Here is a 21251-nt window from a genome sequence, read left to right on the forward strand (position 1 = left end):
CAGGTCGGGCAAAGCTGGCTGGTCCGCCGGAGCGCCGCCCGGAAAGTGTCCTTTTGGAGCGACGGGTCCGGCCGGAAGCCCGGCGGACACTGCAGGAGATATATGGAACCCCGCGGTACGACGGGCTTTTGCTAGCCGTTGTGTTGCCGGCGAACCATTTCGGTGATCCAGACGGGCGCAAACGGCGACGTGCAGCCCGGAGGAGTCGGGTAGTTTTTCAGCACTTCAAGACGTTCGCCGATGCTGATCGCCCGGTCCCTGTGCTCGGCGTGCCCGATCCCTATTTGAGCCAGGCAAGTGTTCATCGCCCACTGCAGGCGATCCGGCGCACCCTTCATCTCGGTCTCGATGACGTCCAACAGTCCGGCCAGCTCGAGGCCTTCGGGCTGCTTGGCCACACGTTCGGACGTCAATGCCCAGCCGGCGCTGGCGACCACAGGGTCGGGGTCGGCGAGCCAGGCCAGCCGCAGCTCTTCTGAGTATGGGTTCTTTTTCGCCACGTAGTTCACGAGCCAGTCCTGCACCTTGGGTGTGCGGGCCTCGCGAAGCATCGCGTCCAACTCGTCGCGCCCGAACGCCTTCGGACGGCAAATCAGGAGGGCCAGCAGCTTGGCTGCGGTATCGCCAGTGTCCCAGAGCTCTCGGGCGAATTCCTGCTGTGTCTTCAGCCGCTTCGCGATGGCGCGCAGCTTGCCGAGGTTTACGCCGTGGTCGTCGCCGTGTTTTTCGTTCACCTCGCGCGCCCGCGGGTCCTCAAGGTCGGCAAGCTCCGCCAAACTCGTCCGGGTCAAAGCAGTTCCGGCCATCACAGTCCCCTTTCCGTCGCGTGCGGACTTCAGCCTACGATGAAGCAGGCACCCAGTACACGCCAGCCTGCTCCTGCGGGATCAGGGGCGTTAGAGCCGACGCAGCAACCAGATGGCGACCCGCGAGGGACAGGGCAAACTGTGCGCAAGGCCGGGCATGTACGGGACGAAGCGCGTGCACCGGTGAACGCGGATGGCCGGCAGCAGCCGTGGCCGGCATGCTGCCGTACCCACAATGCTAGGTGCCGGTCACCGGCTATTCATCCGTAGGAAGTACTCGACTTTTGGATGTTTCAACTACTCGCGGAAATCCCGCGGCCCGTCCTGTTCATCACCATGACATCGGCCAGGCCTGCTATGTCGCGGGTCGGATAATGGTGTTGGGAGCACGGGGTGGTAGTCGATCAGGGCTCGACCGACGACGTCACGGTCAACCCCCACGCGACCAGGTTCTTGCCGGGACGGGTGCGCGATGTCCTGCGTGCCCAGTTTCGCAGTGCGGACGCAGCATAAGTATTTACTGCTGTTTCTAGTTGGGAGTCGACGTATCCGGCTGGAGTTGAGCAAAGCGTGAACCCGGAATTAGCCAAAGTGACAAAGTATGCGCAACAGAGCCCCCTATATCTGTGTTCGTGGAATGTGCAACAAAACCCCCTATACCTGTGTTGGTGAAATGCCGGAAAACCCCATATGCCTAAAAATTGAATTAAGCGGCAACCCTATACCTAAGGAATGGGCGGCAAGTTAATCCCGCTACTTACGGAAAGCGGATAAACCGGGCGGAGAAAAGGAAGTACAAGCTACTCGTGACACTTCCTGGGGCGAACCATACGCTCGCTGATACCGCAAGGACTTCCACCGACCTAGATCCGAGGGCATCGTTATGCGTCTGCTACGCCTTTTAATTGCTCTGCTACTCGCCGCGGCCGGGGTTGTCGCACTGCCCGTCGCCGCCCAGGCCGCTGATGTCGGAAAACCTGGGCCATCATATGCCGGCGACGGCGTTGAAACGCCGACTGCAGACAAGGCCCAGAGCAAACTCTGGTTCCAGGACGGGACCTGGTGGGGGCTGATGTGGAGTGCGTCCGCAAATGCGACGGTAATCCACAAGCTCGACGGCGCAACGCAGGCTTGGCAGGAGACCCCAACGGTTGTTGACGCACGGCCGAGTGCGCGCGGTGACGCGCTCTGGGACGCAAAAACCGGCAAGCTCTACGTGGTGTCGGGCACGACTGTGCTCTCGGAGTGGACCACGCCTCCAACCCAGGCCGCGGTGACCTCCGGGTCCGCAGCGCTTCACCGCTTCAGCTACAACGCAGCCACGAAGACCTACTCCCGAGACGCCGAATTCCCTGTCACCCTGCACAGGGGGAGCACGGAATCGATTACGGTGGCCAAAGACTCCCTCGATAAGCTATGGGTCACCTACACCGTCGTCTCAAGCGACCTCAGCAACCGTGTCTATGTGAACCACTCCACGACGAGCGACACGGCGTGGGGGACTCCGTTCGTCCTACCGACAACCAACGCCGACGTGCACCACGACGATATCTCCGCAGTCGCGTCGTTCCAGGGGGACAAGATCGGAATCATGTGGAGCAATCAGCGGGTAGGTCATAAGAGGTTCTACCTGGCCACCCACCAGGACGGCCAGCCAGAGACGTCGTGGCAGACAGAGGTCGCCTACGGGGGAGGAAACAACTGCAGCGGGGGATGCGCGAACGACCATCTAAACCTCAGGCAATTGACAAGTGACGGCAGCGGTCGCCTCTACGCAGCGATCAAGACAGCCAAGCAGGGCGCCGGTCTAACGTTTGTGGCGCTCCTGGTGCGCGATGGTAATGGCCAATGGACCAGCACACAGTACGGCACTGTGGAGGACGCCCACACCCGGCCCATGGTCATGATCGACGAGGAGAACCGTCAGCTCTACATGTTTGCGATCGCGCCGGAGGCGGGCGGCACCCTCTATTACAAGAAGTCGCCGCTGGACAACGTTTCCTTCGCGCCCGGCCCCGGTACGCCCATCATCAGCAGCAGTACCGACAAGGACATCAACGACCCCACATCAACGAAACAAAACGTCAACGGTCAGACCGGTCTGGTGGTGTTGACAGCCTCGAGGACCAACGCGCGGTACTGGCACGCCCACCTGGATCTTGGCACGGCGACACCACCACCACCACCTGGTGGCGGTATGCCCCAGACGGTGACCGTTGACGCGCTCGAGGACAGCTATGTCTCCGGCCGTGCCGCCACGACCGACAACGGCTCGGCCACGGCGCTGGGGGTTGACGGCAGCCCCGCCGAGGTCAGCTATCTGAAGTTCGACCTTGGGACTCTCTCGGGTAGGACGATCACGGAGGCAAAGCTGCAGCTCCAGGCAACCAACGGCTCGACGGGAAACCAGAGGGTCAAGCTGGTCCCGGACGACCTCTGGAACGAGAACGCTATTCGCTTCAACGCCCGCCCGCTACCCGGAGCAACCCCGATAGGAACGTTGACCGGTGCAACCAGCGCCGGTATCTACAGCGTCAACCTGGACAAGAACGCATTGCAGGCGGAACTGGGCCAGAGTCTGTCGCTGGCAGTGGACTCCTCCAGCGGCGACGGGTTGGACTTTGCTTCCAGCGAGGCCGCCACCGCCGCTGACAGGCCCAAACTCATCCTCACCCTGACCACCCCCTAGGGGAGCGTGAATGTGAACCGGTCCCCGGGAGGTGGACTGGCCGCATAAGAGCGAAGCCGCGCGGGGGCCTGGGTCCGGTATTGCACCGGACCCAGGCCCTTGAGGCTGAGGACACAGCGCCTGGCGCAAGGTCTACGACTCCGTTGCCGACAGGCAGAAGGAGGGAGGGGTGATCAAGGAGTCGGTACACCGGATGGCCGGTGATCCGGACAACGTCCTGGCGAACCGCGGATCGAGCTCTTGGAATAAGCAGGGGATTCCGTAGAGCATGCACCCCATGGAAGACCAGCGGTCTCGACTGCTTAACCAGCGAAAAACCCCGCATCATCGTCGAAATCAACGACAACACGGGGTTTATCCCGAGCTTCCTATCAGAATCGAACTGATGACCTTTTCATTACGAGTGAAACGCTCTACCGACTGAGCTAAGGAAGCACCGCATGCTTTATCCGGAAGAACCGGGTGGTTCATGCAAGAGTCAACTGTAATAGAGTCCCCGCGCCCGGGTCAAAATGGACAGGACGGAAAGGGCTGAGGCCTTCAGCACACCGTGTTGTCGGCGGGAAGCTGACCGCTGACAAGGTAGGTGTCCACGCGGTCCTCGATACAGCTGTTGGACCGGCCGTAAGCGGTGTGGCCTTCGCCTTCCCAGGTCAGCAATGCGGCGTTGCCCAACTGCTTCCTGAGCGAAGCCGCCCACTCCACGGGTGTGGCAGGGTCGCCCGTGGTGCCGATAACGACGATGGGGGACTCTCCCGTGTACTCCACGGGTGCCGGTGTGCGGACGTTCTTGTACGGCCAGTCGGCGCAGTTGGTGCCGCCGTAGGCAAAGAAATACCCAAACGTGGGGGAGTCCTGCATCAGGCGCTGCTGTTCCGCCCGCATAGCGGCAGTATCGGACTCCATGGGGTAGTCCAGGCAGTTGATGGCGTTGAACGCGAACGTCGAGTTGGAGGTGTAGGTTCCGTTGGAAGCGCGGTCGGCACCAAGATCGGCCAGCCGAAGCATCAGGCTCACGTCGCCGGTCATCGCCGCTTCCAGGGCCTGGGTCAGGGCCGGCCAGCTCTGGTCGTTGTACAGCGGGGTAATGAGGCCACTGACGAACATCGTGGCGTTGACCACGCGCCCGTCCTTGGCAGTGCGGGGCGTCTGCTGGACCGCGGCGATCAGGTCGCGAACCTGCTGCACTCCGGAATCAACATTCCCGCTCAGGGGGCACCCCTCCTGCTGCAGGCAGCTGGCAACATAGGCCCGGATCGCCTTTTCGAAGGCGCGGGCCTGGCCCCGGGTCAGCTCCTCGTTACTGATCGACGGATCCAGGGCGCCGTCAAGCACCATGCGCCCCACGTTGTCCGGGAACAGCGAAGCATAGGTTGAACCCAGGAACGTGCCATAGGAGTACCCGAGGTAGTTGAGCTTACTGTCATTGACCACTGCGCGAAGGATGTCCATGTCTTTCGCGGAGCTCACCGTATCGATGTGGGCCAGAACCGGACCGGTCTGCTCAGCACACTGCGCGGCAATCGCCTTGTTGTCCGTCCGGGCCGCTTCCAGGCCGGCGTCCGTTTCAAGCTCGTAGATCTTCGCCCGGGCTGCGTCGCGCTCGGCATCCGTCATGCAGCTGACTGGAGCAGAGCGCTTCACGCCCCGGGGATCGAAACCAACGAGGTCGTAGGCGTCACGCACCGCCTGGGAAAAGTGTGTTCCGGAAGCATCTTTGACGAAGTCGTATCCGGACGCTCCCGGTCCTCCGGGGTTGACCAGCAGGCTGCCCGTCTTGTTGCCTGTGCTCGAAGCCCTCAGCGCAGCCAGTTCGATGGTGTCGCCCTCGGGCTTGTCGTAGTCAACCGGCACCTTAACCTTGGCGCACTGAAATTCGCTTTCGCACGGCTCCCAAACAACTTCCTGCGAGTAGAACTGCTCCAGCCCGGCCGGAGCGGACGCCACAATCGAGGGATCCGCCTTTGCAGTGGATGCCTCCTGGCTGCGGTCGTCGCCGCCAAGGAGGGTGCAGGAGGCCAGAACCATGGCAAGCACCATGGCCCCGGCGGCACGCACTCCAATCACCCAGGATCGGGGGCGTGCTGGCAGGGGGCGGGCAGTCATCGGGTCTCCTTGGAGGGCTAGATCAGGCTGGCTGCCATGGACTCAATGGTCAACAGCGGGGCAACGTTGGTGGTGGTAATGCGTTCACGGGCTTTGTTGATGGCGTCCATCCGGGCAAGAGTGGCTTCTGGAGCGGAGCGGCTGGCAAACTCCTCCAATTCACTCCTCAACTCAACGTTTACGAGCTCCACAGCATTCCCAAGCTGGATAATCAGCACATCCCGGTAGAAGGACAGCAGGTCGGTGAGCGTCCGGTCCAGGGAATCGGTGATGGACCGCTTCGCCCGGCGCTTCTGGTCCTCCTCCAGCTGCTTCACCTGGCTGCGCATGGCCGGAGGCAGCGTGCCGGATTCGGGCGCGCCCAGGGTTGCCAGCAGGGCGGCCTTCTCGGCGGCATCGCGTTCCTCATTGGAACTGTTGGCCTCTGCGGTGGCGATCTTGACCAGCTTCTCCGCCATCATCACCGCGGCGGTAACGCCCCGAAGTGCCAGGGGAAAGCGCACGGTTTCCAGTCTGCGTTCCCTGGCTGCAGGATCCCGGGCAAGCCGGCGGGCGATCCCCACGTGGCTTTGCGCCGCGCGGGCCGCGCGTTCCGCCAGCGCCGGCTCCACGCCGTCGCGCTTAACCAGTAGGGCAGCCACATCGGCGGCGGGCGGCAGCCGCAAGGCAACGCTGCGGCAGCGCGAGCGGATGGTCACCAGTACGTCGGCCGGGGAAGGTGCGCACAGCATCCACACCGTCCGGGGAGTTGGCTCCTCGATGGCCTTGAGCAGGACGTTGGTGGTGCGCTCGGCCATCCGGTCTGCGTCCTCCACCACGATGATCCGCCAACGTCCGGAGGACGGCCGATTGCCCGCAGTGGCTACCAGTTCCCGCGCCTCGTCGATGGTGATGGTGACTTTTTCAGTGCGGACGAAGGTGACGTCGGAGTGGGTTTCCCCCAGGATGGTCAGGCAGGCAGGGCACTGCCCGCAGCCGCGCCGGCCCACGTCCTCCTGGTCGCAGTTCAACGCCGCGGCGAACGCCTTGGCGGCATTTGAACGGCCCGAACCCGGCGGCCCGGTAAACAGCCAGGCGTGTGTCAGGTTTTCGCCGCTTGCGGCCTGGCGCAGTTGTTCGACGACGGCGGCCTGGCCCTGCAGGTCGTCCCAGACCGTCATGCCATGTCTCCCTCCGCGGCCGCCAACAGGCCGTCCACGCGCTGGAGGATCCGTGCGGCAAGGTCAGTTACGGGAAGATGGGCCGGCAACACAAGGTAGGAGCCGGCGCGGCTGGCTGCCAGTTCCAGGAAGGCATCCCGGATCCGAACGTGGAATTCGTCAGCTTCGGATTCGAGCCGGTCCTCCGAGGCATCACCGGCGGTCCGGCGTTGGCGGCCCACTGCCGGGTCAACATCCAGCAGGACAGTGAGGTGGGGCTCCAAACCGGAAGTGGCCCACGCGTTAATCGACCGGACTGCATCCTTGCCGAGGTCCCGTCCGGCTCCCTGGTAGGCAACGGACGAATCGATGTACCGGTCCGTCAAAACAATCTCGCCGCGCTCAAGCGCCGGCCTGATGACCTGGCTGGCGTGGGCGGCCCTGGACGCCGCGAAGATCAGGGCTTCGGTGTGGGCGTCGATGTGGCCGTGGCCATGGTCAAGGACCAAGGAGCGAAGTTTCTCGCCGATGGGCGTTCCGCCGGGTTCCCGGGTCCGCAGGACGGTGAGTCCCCGCGCTTCAAGGGCGTCTGCAAGACGGGCTGCCTGGGTGGACTTGCCGGCACCGTCCCCGCCCTCAAACGCGATGAAAAGACCCGCCCTTTGTTTACTCACCGGTCAAGCCTACCGACCCGCACCCGCAATCGCAGATTGCCGAAGGCGATATGTGGACAGTAGTAGCGGCTTTCCAGGGTGCCCGGAGCGGACAGTAGGCTTTCCTGCATGAGCCTTTCCGAACAGCAAGCGGCTTCCCTGGCAGCCGAGACGGTCGTGGTGGCGGCCGGGCGTCCTTCCCGGGAAAGGGACCAGCCGGTCAACCCGCCCATCGTCCTGTCCTCCACGTTCTTCGGCATTGGTGCCCTTGCTGACGGGGACCGTGGCTATGGCAGGTACTCCAACCCCACCTGGGATCCCTTCGAGGAAGCGCTCGCCCAGCTTGAGGGGTCGGAACTGCCAGGTCTCCTTTATGCATCCGGCCTCGCTGCGGTCAGTTCCGCCCTGTCCCTCATTCCCGCCGGTGGAGTGCTGGTCATGCCCACGCTGTGCTATTCAGGCTCCCTGGTCATGGCCGCCGAGCTTGCGCAGAAGGGTTTCATCGAACTCCGGACCGTGGACATCGCGGATACCGACGCCGTTAAGGAGGCGCTCGCGCCCAGCGGCCCGGCGGGGCGCGCCGCCTCCATGCTGTGGATCGAGAGCCCGACGAACCCCATGCTCAGCATTGCGGACATGCCGGCTGTCACGGCCGCGGCACACGCCGCCGGAGCCATCGTGGTCACGGACAACACCTTTTCCACGCCCTTGGTCCAGCAGCCCCTCCGCCTGGGCTCCGACGTCGTCCTGCATTCGGTAACCAAGTACCTGGCGGGCCACTCCGACGTCGTCCTTGGCGCCCTGGTGACGTCCAACCCCGACATCCGGTCCGCGCTGCTCCATCACCGCACTATCCATGGCGGCATCGCCGGCCCCTTCGAATCGTGGCTGGCACTGCGCGGGTTGCGGACGCTGGCGCTCCGCGTTGAACGGTCCCAAGCCTCTGCCATGGTCCTGGCGGAGCGGCTTGCGGCCCATCCGCTGCTCGAATCGCTCAGGTTCCCGGGCCTTCCCGCGGACCCGGGCCACAAACGGGCCGCGGCCCAGATGAAGGGCTTCGGTTCAATCATCTGCATCCAGGTAGCGCCCGTGGACGGCATGAGCGGCGCCGACGCTGCGGACGCGGTGGTCCGCGCAGTGAAGCTGTGGCTGCCCGCAACGTCGCTGGGCGGGGTGGAATCGCTGATCGAACGCCGGCGCCGGCACGCCGCCGAACCTTTAGACGTGCCCGAAAATCTGATCCGCCTCAGCGTGGGCATCGAAAGCGTTGAGGACCTCTGGGCGGACTTGAAGCAGGCGCTGGACGCGCCGGGCGGCTAGGCTGGGCTTGTGGACGGTGAACTCATTATTCGGCCTGTAGAGCAGGCAGTGTTCTTTATTCTTGCCCTGGTGGCCCTTGGGCTCGAATTGTGGGCTGTGGTGGACTGCGCGCGTCACCGCGCCAATGCCTTCGAGGCGACCGGGAAGAGGACGAAGACCTTTTGGATGGCCCTGACCGGCGGAGCCGCCTTCGTCGGCGTCATCTCGTTCTTCGGCAGCGGCGGCGGATTCTTCGGCACGCTTGGCCTGTTCGGGCTCGCGGCGGTGGTCGCGGCGTCCGTCTACCTGGCGGACGTGCGCCCGGCAGTGAAGGACGCAGGACGCGGCGGCAGCCGCAACACGGGGCCGTACGGACCCTGGTGACGGACTGCATTGACCCAACCCAGCTGCCCTAAACCCGCGGGGCCACCGCTTCCCAGTCAACCGTGAGCTCGCCCAGCCGCCATCTGGCCGGACCGTCCTGAACCGGCCAACCGGCGTCGCGCAAGATCCGGGCCATGGACTGCCAGCGCTGCCTGTTGCCAAAGGCCGCCAGCGGAGAGGATTCCAGCCAGGCCCGGTCCATGGCCTGCATCAGGGCGTGCACCGGTTCGCCGGGCACATTGCGGTGAATCAATGCCTTTGGCAGGCGCTCCGCCACGTCCGACGGCAGCTCGAAACTTCCAAACCGGACGGAAATACTCAGTGAGAGCGGCCGTTTGGCATCCAACGCCACCCACGTCACCCGCCGCCCGATCTCGTCGCAGGTGCCGTCAATGAAAAGGCCGTCCGGAGACAGGCGGTCCTGCACCAGCCGCCAGATCCCGGCTACATCGGCTTCCTCGTACTGCCGCAGGACATTGAAGGCACGCACCAGCACAGGCCGCCCGGCAACGGGGATTTCGAAGCCGCCCACATGGAAGCTCAAACCGGGCCGCTCCAGGGGCAGTGCGGCGCGGACCCGGTCCGGTTCGATCTCGATGCCGCGCACCTGGACATCCGGGCGCACGGCGGACAGCCGCTCAAAGAGTTCGACGGCGGTGGCCGGGGTGGCGCCGTAGCCCAGGTCCACCACCAGGGGACTGGCAGCGGACTGCAGGCGCCAGGCTTGAGGTCCGGTCAACCAGCGGTCCACCCGGCGCATGCGGTTGGGATTGGTGGTGCCGCGGGTCACGTTGCCTACCGGCCGGCCCTGCCTGCCGCCCGGATTCCTGCCACTTAATTGCGGGGCGGCCACCCGTTCAGCTTTTTGCACCACCGCCCAACCTTATCCTTGTGCCATCCCTGCCCGCCTGCTGCCAGGTGGCGCCGTTTGTAACGCTGGGCGGGCGGCAGCGGCGCTCGGCTAGGATGAAAATCATGACTTACAAGCTGATTCTGCTGCGCCACGGCCACAGCGAATGGAACGCCAAGAACCTGTTCACCGGCTGGGTGGATGTAGACCTCAATGACCAGGGCCGTACGGAAGCAGCAAGGGGCGGTGAGCTCCTGGTTGAGAACAATGTTCTCCCGGACATCCTCTACACGTCCCTGCTGAAGCGGGCCATCAACACCGCAAACATCTCCCTGGACAAGGCCGACCGCGGCTGGATCCCGGTCAAGCGCGACTGGCGCCTGAACGAACGCCACTACGGTGCATTGCAGGGCAAGGACAAGGCCCAGACGCTCGCCGAATACGGCGAAGAGCAGTTCATGGAGTGGCGCCGTTCCTATGACACCCCGCCGCCGCCTTTGGACGACAACTCCGAATTCTCCCAGGTGGGGGATCCCCGCTACGCCGACCTCGGGGACGCCATTCCGCGCACCGAATGCCTGAAGGATGTCCTGGTCCGGCTGCTGCCGTACTGGGAATCGGACATCAAGGCGGACCTAAAATCGGGCAAAACTGTCCTGGTGACGGCCCACGGCAACTCGCTCCGGGCGCTCGTCAAGCACCTCGACGGCATCAGTGATGAAGCCATCGCCGGCCTGAACATCCCCACGGGTATCCCGCTGGTCTACGACCTCGACGAGGATTTCCAGCCGGTCAAGCCGGGCGGCACGTACTTGGATCCCGAAGCAGCTGCAGAGGCCATCATGGCCGTGGCCAACCAGGGCAAGAAATAAGGCTCAAAACGCTCGACGGCGGGCCGGTCACCCCCTGGTGACCGGCCCGCCGTCGTTTGTTCGAAAAACCCGCCGAAGTTAGCTGTGCTCGTTGCCGTTCGGCTGCCAGGCACCCGTCACGAGGTAGGTGACCTTCTGCGCGACAGAGACGCCGTGGTCCGCAAAGCGTTCGAAGTAGCGGCTCGCCAGGGCCACATCCACGGTGGTTGCGGGCGACTCGGTCCATTCCGGGGCGGCGATGGCCTTGAAAACGCTGAGATGCAGATCGTTGATGGCGGTGTTCGCTTTCAGGATGTCCCGGGCTACCTCAAGATCACGGGTTTCCAGCAGCAAGGTGAGCTTGTCGGCGATCTCCTGGTCCAGCTGTGCCATGCTCTTGAACGTTGCGGTCATGGATTCCGGAATAACATTGGCGGGAAAACGGAGACGGGCCAGCTGGGCGATATGCCTCGCAAGGTCGCCCATCCGCTCCAGTGAGGCGCTCATCCGCAGGGATCCCACGATCATCCGAAGGTCGCTGGCAACGGGGCCCTGCAGCGCCAGGATGTCGATGGCACGTTCATCCAGGCTGTTCTGCAGGAAGTCGATGCGCGCATCCGCAGCAATGACGTCCTGGGCGAGGTCCACGTCCGCCACCTCGAAGGATGTTGTGGCCTTGGCCATGGCTTCACTGACCAGCCGGGAGATCTCCACCAGCTGGTCACCGACCTGGGTAAGCTCTTCCTGAAAAACCTTACGCACTTAGGCGTCCTTTCCTTGGAACTCCCATCCCGCCCGCTCCAGGGCAGCAGGAATTCGTGTCGCCGTTCGGCAGTCCAACTCGTTACTCTGCCAGTATCCGGTAAACGTTTAAGTCCTTGAAGATGAACGTTAGTTGAACCGTCGGTGCAGCAGTCCCGGACGCGCCGTCGGCCACTCCCAGCGCATAAGGTGGAGCTGTGGATCCTATGCTCATCGGTCTGGTCGCCGGCCTCATCGGCCTGGCGCTCGGCACGTTCGGCGTGCTGGCCTACAGGGTCAGTGAAAAGCAGCGGCACCTGCTGGACGTCGACGCCGATGAAATTGCGCTGCCGGCCGGCGCCGCCGAGGTGCTGGCCGTCGTCGGACGAGCCTTTGTTGTGGTGGACGCTGTCGACGGCGTCGTCCGGGCCAGCCCCGCCGCCTACGCCTACGGGCTGGTGCGCGGGCACACAGTGGTCCACAAGGAACTGCTGGACATGACAGCAGGAGTCCGGCGGGATGGCGTCATCCTGGAGAAGCAGCTGGAGCTGCCGCGCGGCCCGCTGGGGCAGGGAACGATCATTGTCCAGGTGCGGGCTGCCATGCTTGGGGAGGAATACATCCTCCTGCTGGCGGACGACCGGACCGAGATCACACGCACCGAAGAGATCCGCAACGACTTCGTCGCCAACGTCTCCCACGAACTCAAAACCCCCGTCGGCGCGATTTCACTGCTCGCCGAGGCCCTGGAGTCCTCAGCCGACGACGCAGAGGCAGTGCGCCGCTTCGCCAAGCGCATGCATAAGGAATCAGGCCGCCTGGCCGCCCTGGTGCAGGACATCATCGAGCTCTCCCGGCTGCAGGGTGCAAGCGTCGCCCAGGAAGGCCGCCCGGTAGACGTCAACGCCGTTATTGCCGAGGCAGTGGACCGGTCCCAACTCCCGGCCGAGAGCAAGAACATCCGGATAGTTGTCGGTGGCCGGACAGAAGGCAAGGTCTTTGGTGACCAGGACCTCCTGGTCACCGCACTGCGCAATCTGATCGACAACGCCATCCGCTACTCGCCGGCCAACACCCGGGTGGGCATCGGCGTCCGCTCACGGGATGGCCTGGTCTCGATCTCCGTGACGGACCAGGGCGAGGGGCTCACCCCCGAGGACCAGGAGCGCGTCTTCGAGCGTTTCTATCGTGTGGACTCGGCCCGATCCCGCCATACCGGCGGCACTGGCCTCGGCCTGAGCATCGTCAAGCATGTCGCCTCCAACCATGGCGGGGAAGTGACCCTCTGGTCCCAGCCCGGCCAAGGGTCCACCTTCACGCTCCGCCTCCCGGAAATGGAAGGACAGGACGGCGAGGACGAGGTTCCGCCCGCCGCCGCCCCCGCACTTACGGGACAGACTCACCGGAAGCCAACTGCCACCCAAGTACCCCGCGCCGCAGGCGCAAAAGAACGAGGAGCTAACGCTTGAGCAGGATTTTGATTGTGGAGGACGAGGAATCGTTCAGCGATCCCTTGTCCTATTTGCTGGGCAAGGAAGGGTTCGAGGTGGAGGTTGTGGACAACGGCCTGGACGCCATCACCGAATTCGACCGGAACGGGGCGGACCTGGTGCTGCTGGACCTCCAGCTTCCCGGGCTCTCGGGCACCGAGGTATGCCGCCAGCTGCGCCAGCGCTCCAGCGTCCCGGTGATCATGTTGACGGCCAAGGACTCCGAAATCGACAAAGTGGTGGGCCTGGAACTCGGCGCCGACGACTACGTCACCAAGCCATACTCATCCCGCGAACTGGTGGCCAGGGTCAGGGCTGTCCTCCGCCGTCAGGGTGAACCGGAGGAGCTGATCTCCTCCACCGTCCAGGCCGGGCCCGTCCGCATGGACATCGAACGCCACGTGGTCAGCGTGCAAGGCGAACAGGTGCTGCTCCCCTTAAAGGAGTTCGAACTCCTGGAGATGCTCCTGCGCAACTCGGGCCGGGTGCTGACACGGGGCCAGCTCATTGACCGGGTCTGGGGATCGGACTACGTGGGCGACACCAAAACACTCGATGTCCACGTCAAGCGGCTGCGCGGGAAGATCGAACCTGATCCTTCGGCGCCACGGTTCCTGGTGACCGTGCGGGGTCTCGGCTACAAGTTCGAACCGTAGGCGGAACTGAGCCTGAACGGCATAAACAAAAGGGAGGAGCCGCCTGGCCCCTCCCTTTTGTTGTGCCGAAGCTTCTTCGGGCCAGCGGCCTAGTGGCCGCTGCCGCCACCGAGTTCGGAAGCCGTGGGGGAGGGGGTTGCCGACGGCGACGGGGTGCTGCCCGCAGGCAGGTACTCCTTGTACTCGGGCAGCGTGGCGTCCAGCACCGGTACTTTCACGGTGTTGCTCACGTTGGTGCCGTTTTCGCTGATCTTGATGTCAACCAGGGATCCGGGGATTCCACCGGTGGTGCTCAGGATGGCTTCGTCCGTGGTGTCGTTCAGCAGGGTGTAGTCGTTGGCCTTAACCGGCACTTCGGTCTGTGAACCTTCGGCGCCGTTCAGCGTAAGCGTCACGTCCTGGGAGGACGAGTTGTAGACCGCACCGATGACGCGGCCGGGCTGGTCTTCCCCGTTCGAGACGATGAGGATGTTGCGCAACTGCAGCGGGCCGAGGTCGGTGATGATGCCGTCTGACGACTGGTACTGCTCGCTCGTCTGCTGGGAATTGGTGTACCCGCAGCCTGACGTCAGCAGTCCGACGCCGAGGGCGGCAGCCGCCAGTGCCACTTTGGCGCGCTGGGCCCGGTTCATCGCAGTGAAACGCACGTCACGTACTCCTCGAGGGTTTGAAAGATTATTCAGCCATAGCCTATCCGCAAACGCCCTCAAACGAGGATTCGCCGCCGTCATATCCTCCCTTGGCAGGGCCTGTGCGATGCACTAATATCCGCATTCGTCAAGGGGTCAAAGGGGGTCGATTGTGCCGTTTTTCCGCGTATTTTCGCGGTTCGAGGCCCTTTTGCCGGCCGGTCATATGCCTGAATCGTGATAAACTGGTCTGCGGGAAAGGGGAAATGTCCACATGGTATTTGAGGTCGGCGAGACAGTAGTTTACCCTCACCACGGTGCTGCGAAGATTGAAGAAATCAAGATGCGCACCATCAAGGGCGAAGAGAAGATGTATCTCAAGCTCAAGGTGGCTCAGGGTGATCTGACCATTGAAGTTCCAGCAGAAAATGTAGATCTTGTTGGCGTTCGGGACGTAGTGGGCAAGGAAGGTTTGGAGCACGTGTTCGATGTGCTTCGTGCCGAGTTCACCGAAGAACCCACCAACTGGTCACGCAGGTACAAGGCAAATCTGGAGAAGCTTGCTTCCGGTGACGTCATCAAGGTGGCAGAGGTCGTCCGTGACCTGTGGCGCCGCGATCACGACCGGGGCCTTTCCGCAGGCGAAAAGCGTATGCTGGCCAAAGCCCGGCAGATTCTGATTTCAGAACTGGCCCTGGCTGAAAAGACCGACGAGGAGAAGGCTGCAAGCGTTCTCGACGAGGTTCTGGCTTCCTAAGAATTGAACCCCGGTGGCACCCAAGTGCCGCCGGGGCTTCTTTTTGCCCGAATTCAGGTCCCGGCGGGCCAGCTTCAGGGACGTAGGCTAGTCCGCATGAGTGAAACTCCAACGCGCCCCGTCACTGCCGTGATCCTGGTGGCTGCCGGCTCAGGGCAACGGCTGGGCTACGGCATGCCCAAAGCAGCGGTGCCGCTGGGCGGCGAGCCTATCCTGATGCACGCCCTCCGGGGCATCGTGGCGTCCGGGGTCAGCAGCCAGGTATGCATCGCACTGCCGGCCGGCGACACTGGCCTGCGGCAGTTGTGCGAGGACTTCCAGGAAGAACTGGCCGACGGCGGCCCCCTCCTTTCCATGGTCGACGGCGGCGCCACCCGTGCCGATTCCGTCCGGGCAGGCATGGCTGTCCTCATGGACGGGATCGAGGCCGTCCTGGTGCACGATGCGGCCCGGGCCCTGACCCCCGAATCGGTCTTCCACCGGGTAGTGAATGCGTTGGCCGCCGGAGCCGCTGCCGTTATTCCCACCGTCGCCGTGGTGGACACGGTCAAGACCGTGGCTGCGACCACCGGCGAGGACAGCGCGCTGGCGCCGGAAGTTGTTACCGGAACCGCGCCGCGCGAAGAGCTGCGTGCCGTCCAGACACCGCAGGGCTTCCAGTTCAACACCCTCCTGAAGGCGCATGAAGCGGCGCGGGCCCTTGACCAGCAGCAGGCCGCCGCCGTAACTGATGACGCGATGCTTGTGGAGATGCTCGGCACCCCGGTCCACGCTGTCCGGGGCTCCAGCCAGTCCTTGAAGATCACCACTCCGCTGGATCTGATCCTCGCTGAGGGACTTTTGGAAGGGCCACTGGGCGCCCGCTGGGTGGAGGGGTGACCGTGGCTGGCATCAACGTGGTCCTGCCCCGCACCGGCATCGGCATCGACGTGCATGCGTACGCCCCGGAGGACGCGCCGCGCCCGCTGTGGCTCGGCGGGCTCCTGTGGGAAGGCGAGCGCGGCCTCGCCGGGCACTCGGACGGTGACCCGGTGGCCCACGCGGCTGCGGACGCCCTCTTCTCGGCCGCCGGAATTGGCGATCTCGGCACACACTTCGGGACCAGCCGTCCTGAGTTCGCCGGCGCATCCGGGGTAACCCTCCTCACGGAAGCAGCCAGGATCGTTCGGGCGGCCGGCTTCGAAATCGGCAACGTTGCAGTCCAGTTCGTTGCCAACCGGCCCAAATTCGGTCCCCGCCGTGAAGAATCGCAACAGGTTCTCAGCGCAGCGGCCGGGGCGCCCATCAGCGTTACGGCAACCACCAGCGACGGCCTGGGGTTCGCGGGGCGTGGAGAGGGTATCTCCGCGGTGGCCACTGCCTTGGTATATCCGAAGCCCACTGCCGCCATCGGCTAATCTGGAGCGGTGACCCTGCGCTTCTATGACACTGCCTCCGCCGAAGTCCGGAACTTCGTCCCCCTCGTCGAGGGCAAGGCCAGCCTCTATTACTGCGGGGCCACGGTGCAGGGCATGCCCCACGTTGGCCACATCCGCTCAGCCATCGCTTTCGACCAGCTCACCCGCTGGCTGACCTACCGGGGCTTCCGGGTGACTGTGGTCAGGAACGTCACCGACATCGATGACAAAATCCTTGCCAAGTCGGAAGCATCCTTCGCGCCGGAGTTCACGCCGGAGCCCGGAGAAGTGGCCCAGGAGGAGTGGTGGGCGCTTGCCTACCGCTACGAGCAGGAGTTCCTCAAGGCCTACGACGTCCTGGGTGTTTCCCGCCCCACCTACGAGCCGCGGGCCACCGGGCACATCCCCGAAATGCATGCGCTGATCCAGCAGCTGATGGAACGTGGGCATGCCTACCCGGCGCTGGATGACTCAGGGGATGTGTATTTCGACGTGCGCTCCTGGAGCAAGTACGGCGCGCTTACGCGGCAGAACATCGACGACATGCAGGCGGCCCCGGACGCCGACCCCCGCGGTAAGAAGGACCCCCGCGACTTCGCGTTGTGGAAGGGCTCCAAGGAGGGCGAACCCGCCACCGCCAGCTGGGCTTCCCCCTGGGGCGCCGGCCGGCCCGGGTGGCACCTGGAATGCTCCGCGATGGTCACCAAGTACCTTGGCACTGAGTTCGACATCCACGGCGGCGGGCTGGACCTGCGGTTCCCGCACCACGAGAACGAAATGGCGCAGTCACAGGCGGCAGGGCATCCGTTTGCCAGCTTCTGGATGCACAACGGCATGGTGACTTACCAGGGCGAAAAGATGTCCAAGTCCATCGGAAACACCATCAGTCCCGCCGAGATGCTGGAACTGGCTCCGCCCCGGGTGGTCCGCTACTACCTCGGCCAGGCGCATTACCGCTCCATCCTGGACTACCGGCCCACGTCGCTGCAGGAGGCAGCCGCCGCCGTCGAACGCATTGACGGTTTCCTCGCCAAGGCCTCGGCCCGGTTCGGGGAGGACTCCGGCCTTATGGCCGGCAACTTCGGCTCATCGGGCGATGCTGTCCGCGCTTTTTCTGAGGCCATGGACGACGACCTCAACGTCCCGCGTGCGCTGGCGGCGCTCCACGAGACGGTGCGCGCCGGGAACACAGCCCTCGCCGAGGGGGATGACGACGCCGGACGTCACGCGCTGAACGCAGTCAAAGTGATGACCGAGGTGCTTGGGCTCAATGCCGTCGCAGGCACCGATGCGGGCGGCAGCAAGGAAGCAACCGCCCTCGACGTCCTGGTCCAGGCGCAGCTGCAAGCCCGGGCCGCGGCGCGGGCCGAAAAAAACTGGGCCGCCTCCGACGCCATCCGCGACACCCTGGCCGCCGCCGGCGTCGTGGTCGAGGACGGTCCGGACGGCGCCACTTGGAGCCTGAAGCGGGACTGAGGGAGTAATCACCCTTAGGCCATTCCGCCGGGTCAGGCGATTTTACTTGGTTCAGTAGACTGGTAGGCAGACTCAGTCAACACAATCAAGGGTGGAACACAATGGCCAACAATGGTCGCCGATCGGTTAAAGCGAAGAAGGGCCCAACCATCGGAACCGGTGGTCATGGCCGCAAGGCCCTCGAAGGCAAGGGACCCACGCCCAAGGCGGAGGACCGTCCCTACCACAAGGCGCACAAGTCCAAGCAGCTCGCAGAGCGCTCCGCCGCCAAGCGCGGCACGGGCGCGCGAAGCGCCGGCGCCGCCAAGTCCGGGCCCAAGGGACGGGCTACCGAGGAAGTGGTCACCGGCCGGAACTCCGTGGTTGAAGCGCTCCGGGCCGGCATTCCCGCCAAAGCCCTGCACATCGCCATCCGCATCGAAATGGATGACCGGGTCAAGGAATCCCTGAAGCTCGCCGCCGAACGCGGCATCCCGCTGCTGGAGACCGGCAAGCCCGAACTGGACCGGATGACGGACGACGCCATCCACCAAGGCCTGGTCCTGCAGATCCCGCCCTACGAGTACCAGGACGCCTACGAACTCGCCGAGGAGACGGTGGAGAAGTGGAAAAAGGGCCACGTCCCCAACGCGCCGCTCTTCGTTGCCCTCGATGGCATCACCGACCCCCGGAACCTCGGCGCCATCATCCGGTCCGTGTCCGCCTTCAGCGGCCACGGCGTGATCGTGCCCGAACGCCGCTCGGTGGGCGTCACCGCCTCCGCCTGGAAAACCAGCGCCGGGGCAGCAGTCCGGGTACCGGTGGCGCGTGCGTCCAACCTCAACAGTGCACTGAAGCAATTCAAGAACATGGGCATTTTTGTCCTGGGCCTTGACGGCGACGGCGATGTTTCGCTTCCCGACCTCACCCTCGCCAGGGAGCCCGTCTGCATCGTGGTGGGCTCGGAAGGCAAGGGCCTAAGCCGGCTGGTCCGGGAGAACTGCGACCAGATCGTTTCGATCCCCATCGACTCGGCCATGGAATCCCTGAACGCCTCCATGGCAGTGGGCATCTCGCTGTACGAGGTATCCCGCCAGCGCGCCGCAAAGTAACCGCGGCCTATAAATCAGTTTTCCCGGCCTGCCTATGCGCCCTGTGACGCATAGGCAGGCGATGTGCCCTTGGCGGCTAATATTTTAGGTGATGGTCATGCCGCTTTTCGACACTGCTTCCACCACGGACGCCTCAACGGCTCTTCCACTCGGTGTGACTGTCCCGCGCGCGGATTTGGCCGTGTCCGGACCAGCCGCAAACGGCACCCGGCCGGGTGCCAGGGCCAACGTGGCCTGCTACGCCCCCGGCGTGCGGAACCTGGAAATCGCCTACATAGCCCCTGGCGGAGACTGGCGGGTACAGGCGCTGCCCAACGTAAGCAACGGCGTACACCACGGGATTGTGGACAACCTGCCTTACGGCTCGCGCTACGGGTTCCGTGCAGCATCCGCCGAACAGTCGCTGCCGCTTGCCGTGCCCACCCAGGATGTTGACGACGACGGCGGGCAGCCGCTGCTGCTGGACCCCTACGGGCGCGCAGTGGACCAGCGCGACGGCTTCCTGACCAGCGTCCGGATGGCCAGCGACTTTGACTGGGCTTCAGACGGGAGGCTCCGCCTGGAATGGCGCGACACCATCATTTACGAGGCCCACGTCCGCGGCCAGAGCATGCTCCACCCGGACGTGCCCGCGGAACTCCGCGGCACGTACGCCGGCCTGGCGCACCCCGCCATTGTTGAACACCTCAAGAGCCTAGGAATCACGGCTGTCCAGCTGCTGCCCGTCCACTTCCACCTGGATGAACCGCACCTGCAGGACCTGGGACTGACCAACTACTGGGGATACAACACGGCAGCCTTTTTCGCCCCCCACCCCGGCTACGCCACCAAGGCAGCCCAGCAGGCTGGCCCCCAGGCCGTCCAGGACGAGTTCAAGGGAATGGTCAAGACGCTTCATGCCGCCGGGCTGGAAGTCATCCTGGACGTCGTCTACAACCACACCGCTGAAGGCGGTCCCGACGGGCAGACCCTGAGCTTCCGCGGGCTGGGGGAGGACACGTACTACCGGACTGACGGGAACGGCAAATATGAGGACACCACGGGATGCGGCAACAGCCTGAACTTTGGTGAACCACGGGTGGTCCAGCTGGTGGTGGACTCACTGCGCCACTGGGTGGACGAGTTCCACATTGACGGCTTCCGGTTCGACCTTGCCGTGACACTCTGCCGGAATGCGGCCAATGAATTCGATCCCCGGCACCCGTTCCTCGTTGCCATTGCGGCGGATCCCGTCCTGTCCGACGTGAAGCTGATTGCCGAACCCTGGGATGTGGGCTACGGCGGCTGGCAGACCGGACGGTTCCCGGCCGGCTGGGCGGACTGGAACGACCATTTCCGGGACGCCGTGCGCTCGTTCTGGCTGGCGGACCGGGCTGCGCTTGAATCCGGCGGGCAGGGCGGATCGGTGGCCAAGCTCGCGGACGTCATGTCCGGTTCCGCAGCACTCTTTGCGGCGTCCGGCCGCTCCCGGCTGGCCTCGGTCAATTACGTCACCGCCCATGACGGCTTCACCCTGAACGACGTCGTCTCCTACGACCGGAAACACAACGAGGCCAACGGTGAGCAGAACCGGGACGGCCACGGCGACAACCGCAGCTACAACCACGGTTTCGAAGGCCCCACCGAGGACGGCGTCATCCTGGCCAGGCGCGCCCAGTCCCGGCGTAACCTCATGGCCACGCTGTTGATCTCCATCGGCGTGCCCATGATCACGGCCGGAGACGAACTGGCGCGGACCCAGCAGGGCAACAACAACGCGTACTGCCAGGACAACGCCATCGCGTGGCTGGACTGGACCAGGACGCCGGAGTCCCACGAGACGCTCCGCAGCACCAAACGGTACATCCGCCTGCGCAAGGAGTTCCTGGCCGCACAGCCCCATGACTTCCCGGTCCGGGATGAGCAGTCCTACCTGTACTGGTTCGACCACGCCGGGCAGCCCATGTCTATGGAACGCTGGAACGATCCCCGGCACCGCGTCATGCAGCTCCTGCTGGGTTCCGACGACGGCACACTGGCCGGCCTGGTGGTGGTGAACGGCAGCAATTCCGACGTGCAGATCACGCTGCCCCACATTACTGCGAAGGGTACCCCGCATACGATGTTCGAGCTGCGGCTGACCACCTCCCCGCTGCACGAGCTCCGGCAGGGCACCAGGGTGGCCCCGGGGGAGAAGGACCTCCTGGAGGCCAACTCCATCAACATCTACCGCAGCTGATGCACCGGGAAACAACGTA

19 protein-coding genes and 1 tRNA gene are annotated in these 21251 nt (G+C 64.4%); 12 read left to right on the top strand and 8 right to left on the bottom strand.

What is annotated here, in order from left to right:
* Nucleotides 1-131: 131 nt before the first annotated feature.
* Nucleotides 132-806 carry a DNA alkylation repair protein gene (locus AC5RV1_RS13770; RefSeq protein ID WP_493994940.1) on the bottom strand — a complete coding sequence of 225 codons (675 nt, stop codon included), beginning with the start codon at nt 804-806 and terminating at the stop codon, nt 132-134.
* An 883-nt stretch (nt 807-1689) separates the two neighbouring features.
* Here AC5RV1_RS13770 and AC5RV1_RS13775 point away from each other — a divergent pair.
* Nucleotides 1690-3495, top strand: coding sequence for a CBM96 family carbohydrate-binding protein (locus AC5RV1_RS13775; RefSeq protein WP_493994941.1), 1806 nt, complete (start codon nt 1690-1692; stop codon nt 3493-3495).
* 362 nt (nt 3496-3857) lie between these two features.
* Here AC5RV1_RS13775 and AC5RV1_RS13780 read toward each other — a convergent pair.
* The 4 genes from AC5RV1_RS13780 to tmk all read right to left on the bottom strand — a co-directional run bounded on the left by AC5RV1_RS13780 (nt 3858) and on the right by tmk (nt 7414).
* Nucleotides 3858-3930: transfer RNA gene (locus AC5RV1_RS13780), tRNA-Thr, on the bottom strand.
* A gap of 105 nt (nt 3931-4035) precedes the next feature.
* The gene (locus AC5RV1_RS13785) at nt 4036-5601 is read right to left on the bottom strand and encodes an alpha/beta hydrolase (RefSeq protein ID WP_493994942.1); all 1566 of its coding nucleotides are present in this window, start codon (nt 5599-5601) and stop codon (nt 4036-4038) included.
* Nucleotides 5602-5618: 17 nt separating this feature from the next.
* Complete coding sequence (locus tag AC5RV1_RS13790) at nt 5619-6761, bottom strand: DNA polymerase III subunit delta' (RefSeq protein WP_256246520.1); 1143 nt, start codon at nt 6759-6761, stop codon at nt 5619-5621.
* A complete protein-coding gene (tmk, locus tag AC5RV1_RS13795; RefSeq protein WP_493994943.1) occupies nt 6758-7414 on the bottom strand; it encodes a dTMP kinase in 657 nt (218 codons plus the stop codon). The genes AC5RV1_RS13790 and tmk overlap by 4 nt, the downstream gene beginning before the upstream one ends.
* A 108-nt stretch (nt 7415-7522) precedes the next feature.
* On the opposite strand from tmk, the gene AC5RV1_RS13800 reads away from it, so the two are divergent.
* Both AC5RV1_RS13800 and AC5RV1_RS13805 read left to right on the top strand, forming a co-directional pair.
* Nucleotides 7523-8713 (top strand): trans-sulfuration enzyme family protein, encoded by a 1191-nt coding sequence (locus tag AC5RV1_RS13800; RefSeq protein ID WP_493994944.1) that lies wholly within the window; start codon nt 7523-7525, stop codon nt 8711-8713.
* 9 nt (nt 8714-8722) lie between these two features.
* Complete coding sequence (locus AC5RV1_RS13805; RefSeq protein WP_163167969.1) at nt 8723-9076, top strand: DUF2516 family protein; 354 nt, start codon at nt 8723-8725, stop codon at nt 9074-9076.
* 28 nt (nt 9077-9104) lie between these two features.
* Here the strand turns inward: AC5RV1_RS13805 and AC5RV1_RS13810 are convergent, their stop codons facing one another.
* Nucleotides 9105-9950, bottom strand: coding sequence for a class I SAM-dependent methyltransferase (locus tag AC5RV1_RS13810; RefSeq protein ID WP_493946351.1), 846 nt, complete (start codon nt 9948-9950; stop codon nt 9105-9107).
* Between the two features lie 101 nt (nt 9951-10051).
* Here AC5RV1_RS13810 and AC5RV1_RS13815 point away from each other — a divergent pair, with 101 nt between their 5' ends.
* Nucleotides 10052-10798: a phosphoglyceromutase gene (locus AC5RV1_RS13815; RefSeq protein WP_256246524.1), complete on the top strand. Its 747-nt coding sequence runs from the start codon at nt 10052-10054 to the stop codon at nt 10796-10798.
* A 78-nt stretch (nt 10799-10876) separates the two neighbouring features.
* Here AC5RV1_RS13815 and phoU read toward each other — a convergent pair whose 3' ends face one another.
* On the bottom strand, nt 10877-11539 hold the full coding sequence (phoU, locus tag AC5RV1_RS13820; RefSeq protein ID WP_493946352.1) for a phosphate signaling complex protein PhoU: 663 nt from the start codon (nt 11537-11539) through the stop codon (nt 10877-10879).
* Nucleotides 11540-11745: 206 nt separating this feature from the next.
* On the opposite strand from phoU, the gene AC5RV1_RS13825 reads away from it, so the two are divergent.
* Nucleotides 11746-12987, top strand: a complete 1242-nt coding sequence (locus AC5RV1_RS13825; RefSeq protein WP_493994952.1) for a sensor histidine kinase — start codon at nt 11746-11748, stop codon at nt 12985-12987.
* Nucleotides 12984-13664: a response regulator gene (locus tag AC5RV1_RS13830; RefSeq protein WP_163166594.1), complete on the top strand. Its 681-nt coding sequence runs from the start codon at nt 12984-12986 to the stop codon at nt 13662-13664. The genes AC5RV1_RS13825 and AC5RV1_RS13830 overlap by 4 nt, the downstream gene beginning before the upstream one ends.
* Before the next feature lie 89 nt (nt 13665-13753).
* On the opposite strand, the gene AC5RV1_RS13835 is transcribed toward AC5RV1_RS13830, so the two are convergent.
* Nucleotides 13754-14296, bottom strand: coding sequence for a hypothetical protein (locus tag AC5RV1_RS13835; RefSeq protein ID WP_493946405.1), 543 nt, complete (start codon nt 14294-14296; stop codon nt 13754-13756).
* Between the two features lie 271 nt (nt 14297-14567).
* Between AC5RV1_RS13835 and AC5RV1_RS13840 the strand changes: the two genes are divergently transcribed.
* The 6 genes from AC5RV1_RS13840 (at nt 14568) to glgX (ending at nt 21232) form a co-directional block, all read left to right on the top strand.
* Nucleotides 14568-15050, top strand: coding sequence for a CarD family transcriptional regulator (locus AC5RV1_RS13840; RefSeq protein WP_011690592.1), 483 nt, complete (start codon nt 14568-14570; stop codon nt 15048-15050).
* Between the two features lie 96 nt (nt 15051-15146).
* The gene (gene ispD, locus AC5RV1_RS13845) at nt 15147-15929 is read left to right on the top strand and encodes a 2-C-methyl-D-erythritol 4-phosphate cytidylyltransferase (RefSeq protein WP_493946353.1); all 783 of its coding nucleotides are present in this window, start codon (nt 15147-15149) and stop codon (nt 15927-15929) included.
* Between the two features lie 17 nt (nt 15930-15946).
* Nucleotides 15947-16447 (top strand): 2-C-methyl-D-erythritol 2,4-cyclodiphosphate synthase, encoded by a 501-nt coding sequence (ispF, locus tag AC5RV1_RS13850; protein WP_493994953.1) that lies wholly within the window; start codon nt 15947-15949, stop codon nt 16445-16447.
* A gap of 9 nt (nt 16448-16456) precedes the next feature.
* Complete coding sequence (gene cysS, locus AC5RV1_RS13855; RefSeq protein ID WP_493994945.1) at nt 16457-17923, top strand: cysteine--tRNA ligase; 1467 nt, start codon at nt 16457-16459, stop codon at nt 17921-17923.
* Between the two features lie 101 nt (nt 17924-18024).
* Entirely contained in the window at nt 18025-19014 is a 990-nt protein-coding gene (gene rlmB, locus AC5RV1_RS13860; RefSeq protein ID WP_163166599.1) for a 23S rRNA (guanosine(2251)-2'-O)-methyltransferase RlmB, read from the top strand.
* Nucleotides 19015-19105: 91 nt separating this feature from the next.
* Nucleotides 19106-21232, top strand: a complete 2127-nt coding sequence (glgX, locus tag AC5RV1_RS13865; RefSeq protein ID WP_493994946.1) for a glycogen debranching protein GlgX — start codon at nt 19106-19108, stop codon at nt 21230-21232.
* Nucleotides 21233-21251 lie beyond the last annotated feature (19 nt).

Source organism: Arthrobacter sp. Hb9-2, from assembly GCF_059091165.1.

Excerpts from the sequence above, each read along its gene's own strand:
- AC5RV1_RS13785 (WP_493994942.1), bottom strand. The coding sequence starts at position 5,601 with ATGACTGCCCGCCCCCTGCCAGCACGCCCCCGATCCTGGGTGATTGGA.
- AC5RV1_RS13815 (WP_256246524.1), top strand. The coding sequence starts at position 10,052 with ATGACTTACAAGCTGATTCTGCTGCGCCACGGCCACAGCGAATGGAAC.
- AC5RV1_RS13775 (WP_493994941.1), top strand. The coding sequence starts at position 1,690 with ATGCGTCTGCTACGCCTTTTAATTGCTCTGCTACTCGCCGCGGCCGGG.
- glgX (WP_493994946.1), top strand. The coding sequence starts at position 19,106 with ATGGTCATGCCGCTTTTCGACACTGCTTCCACCACGGACGCCTCAACG.
- AC5RV1_RS13825 (WP_493994952.1), top strand. The coding sequence starts at position 11,746 with ATGCTCATCGGTCTGGTCGCCGGCCTCATCGGCCTGGCGCTCGGCACG.
- AC5RV1_RS13840 (WP_011690592.1), top strand. The coding sequence starts at position 14,568 with ATGGTATTTGAGGTCGGCGAGACAGTAGTTTACCCTCACCACGGTGCT.
- rlmB (WP_163166599.1), top strand. The coding sequence starts at position 18,025 with ATGGCCAACAATGGTCGCCGATCGGTTAAAGCGAAGAAGGGCCCAACC.
- AC5RV1_RS13770 (WP_493994940.1), bottom strand. The coding sequence starts at position 806 with ATGGCCGGAACTGCTTTGACCCGGACGAGTTTGGCGGAGCTTGCCGAC.
- AC5RV1_RS13800 (WP_493994944.1), top strand. The coding sequence starts at position 7,523 with ATGAGCCTTTCCGAACAGCAAGCGGCTTCCCTGGCAGCCGAGACGGTC.
- AC5RV1_RS13790 (WP_256246520.1), bottom strand. The coding sequence starts at position 6,761 with ATGACGGTCTGGGACGACCTGCAGGGCCAGGCCGCCGTCGTCGAACAA.
- AC5RV1_RS13835 (WP_493946405.1), bottom strand. The coding sequence starts at position 14,296 with ATGAACCGGGCCCAGCGCGCCAAAGTGGCACTGGCGGCTGCCGCCCTC.
- ispD (WP_493946353.1), top strand. The coding sequence starts at position 15,147 with ATGAGTGAAACTCCAACGCGCCCCGTCACTGCCGTGATCCTGGTGGCT.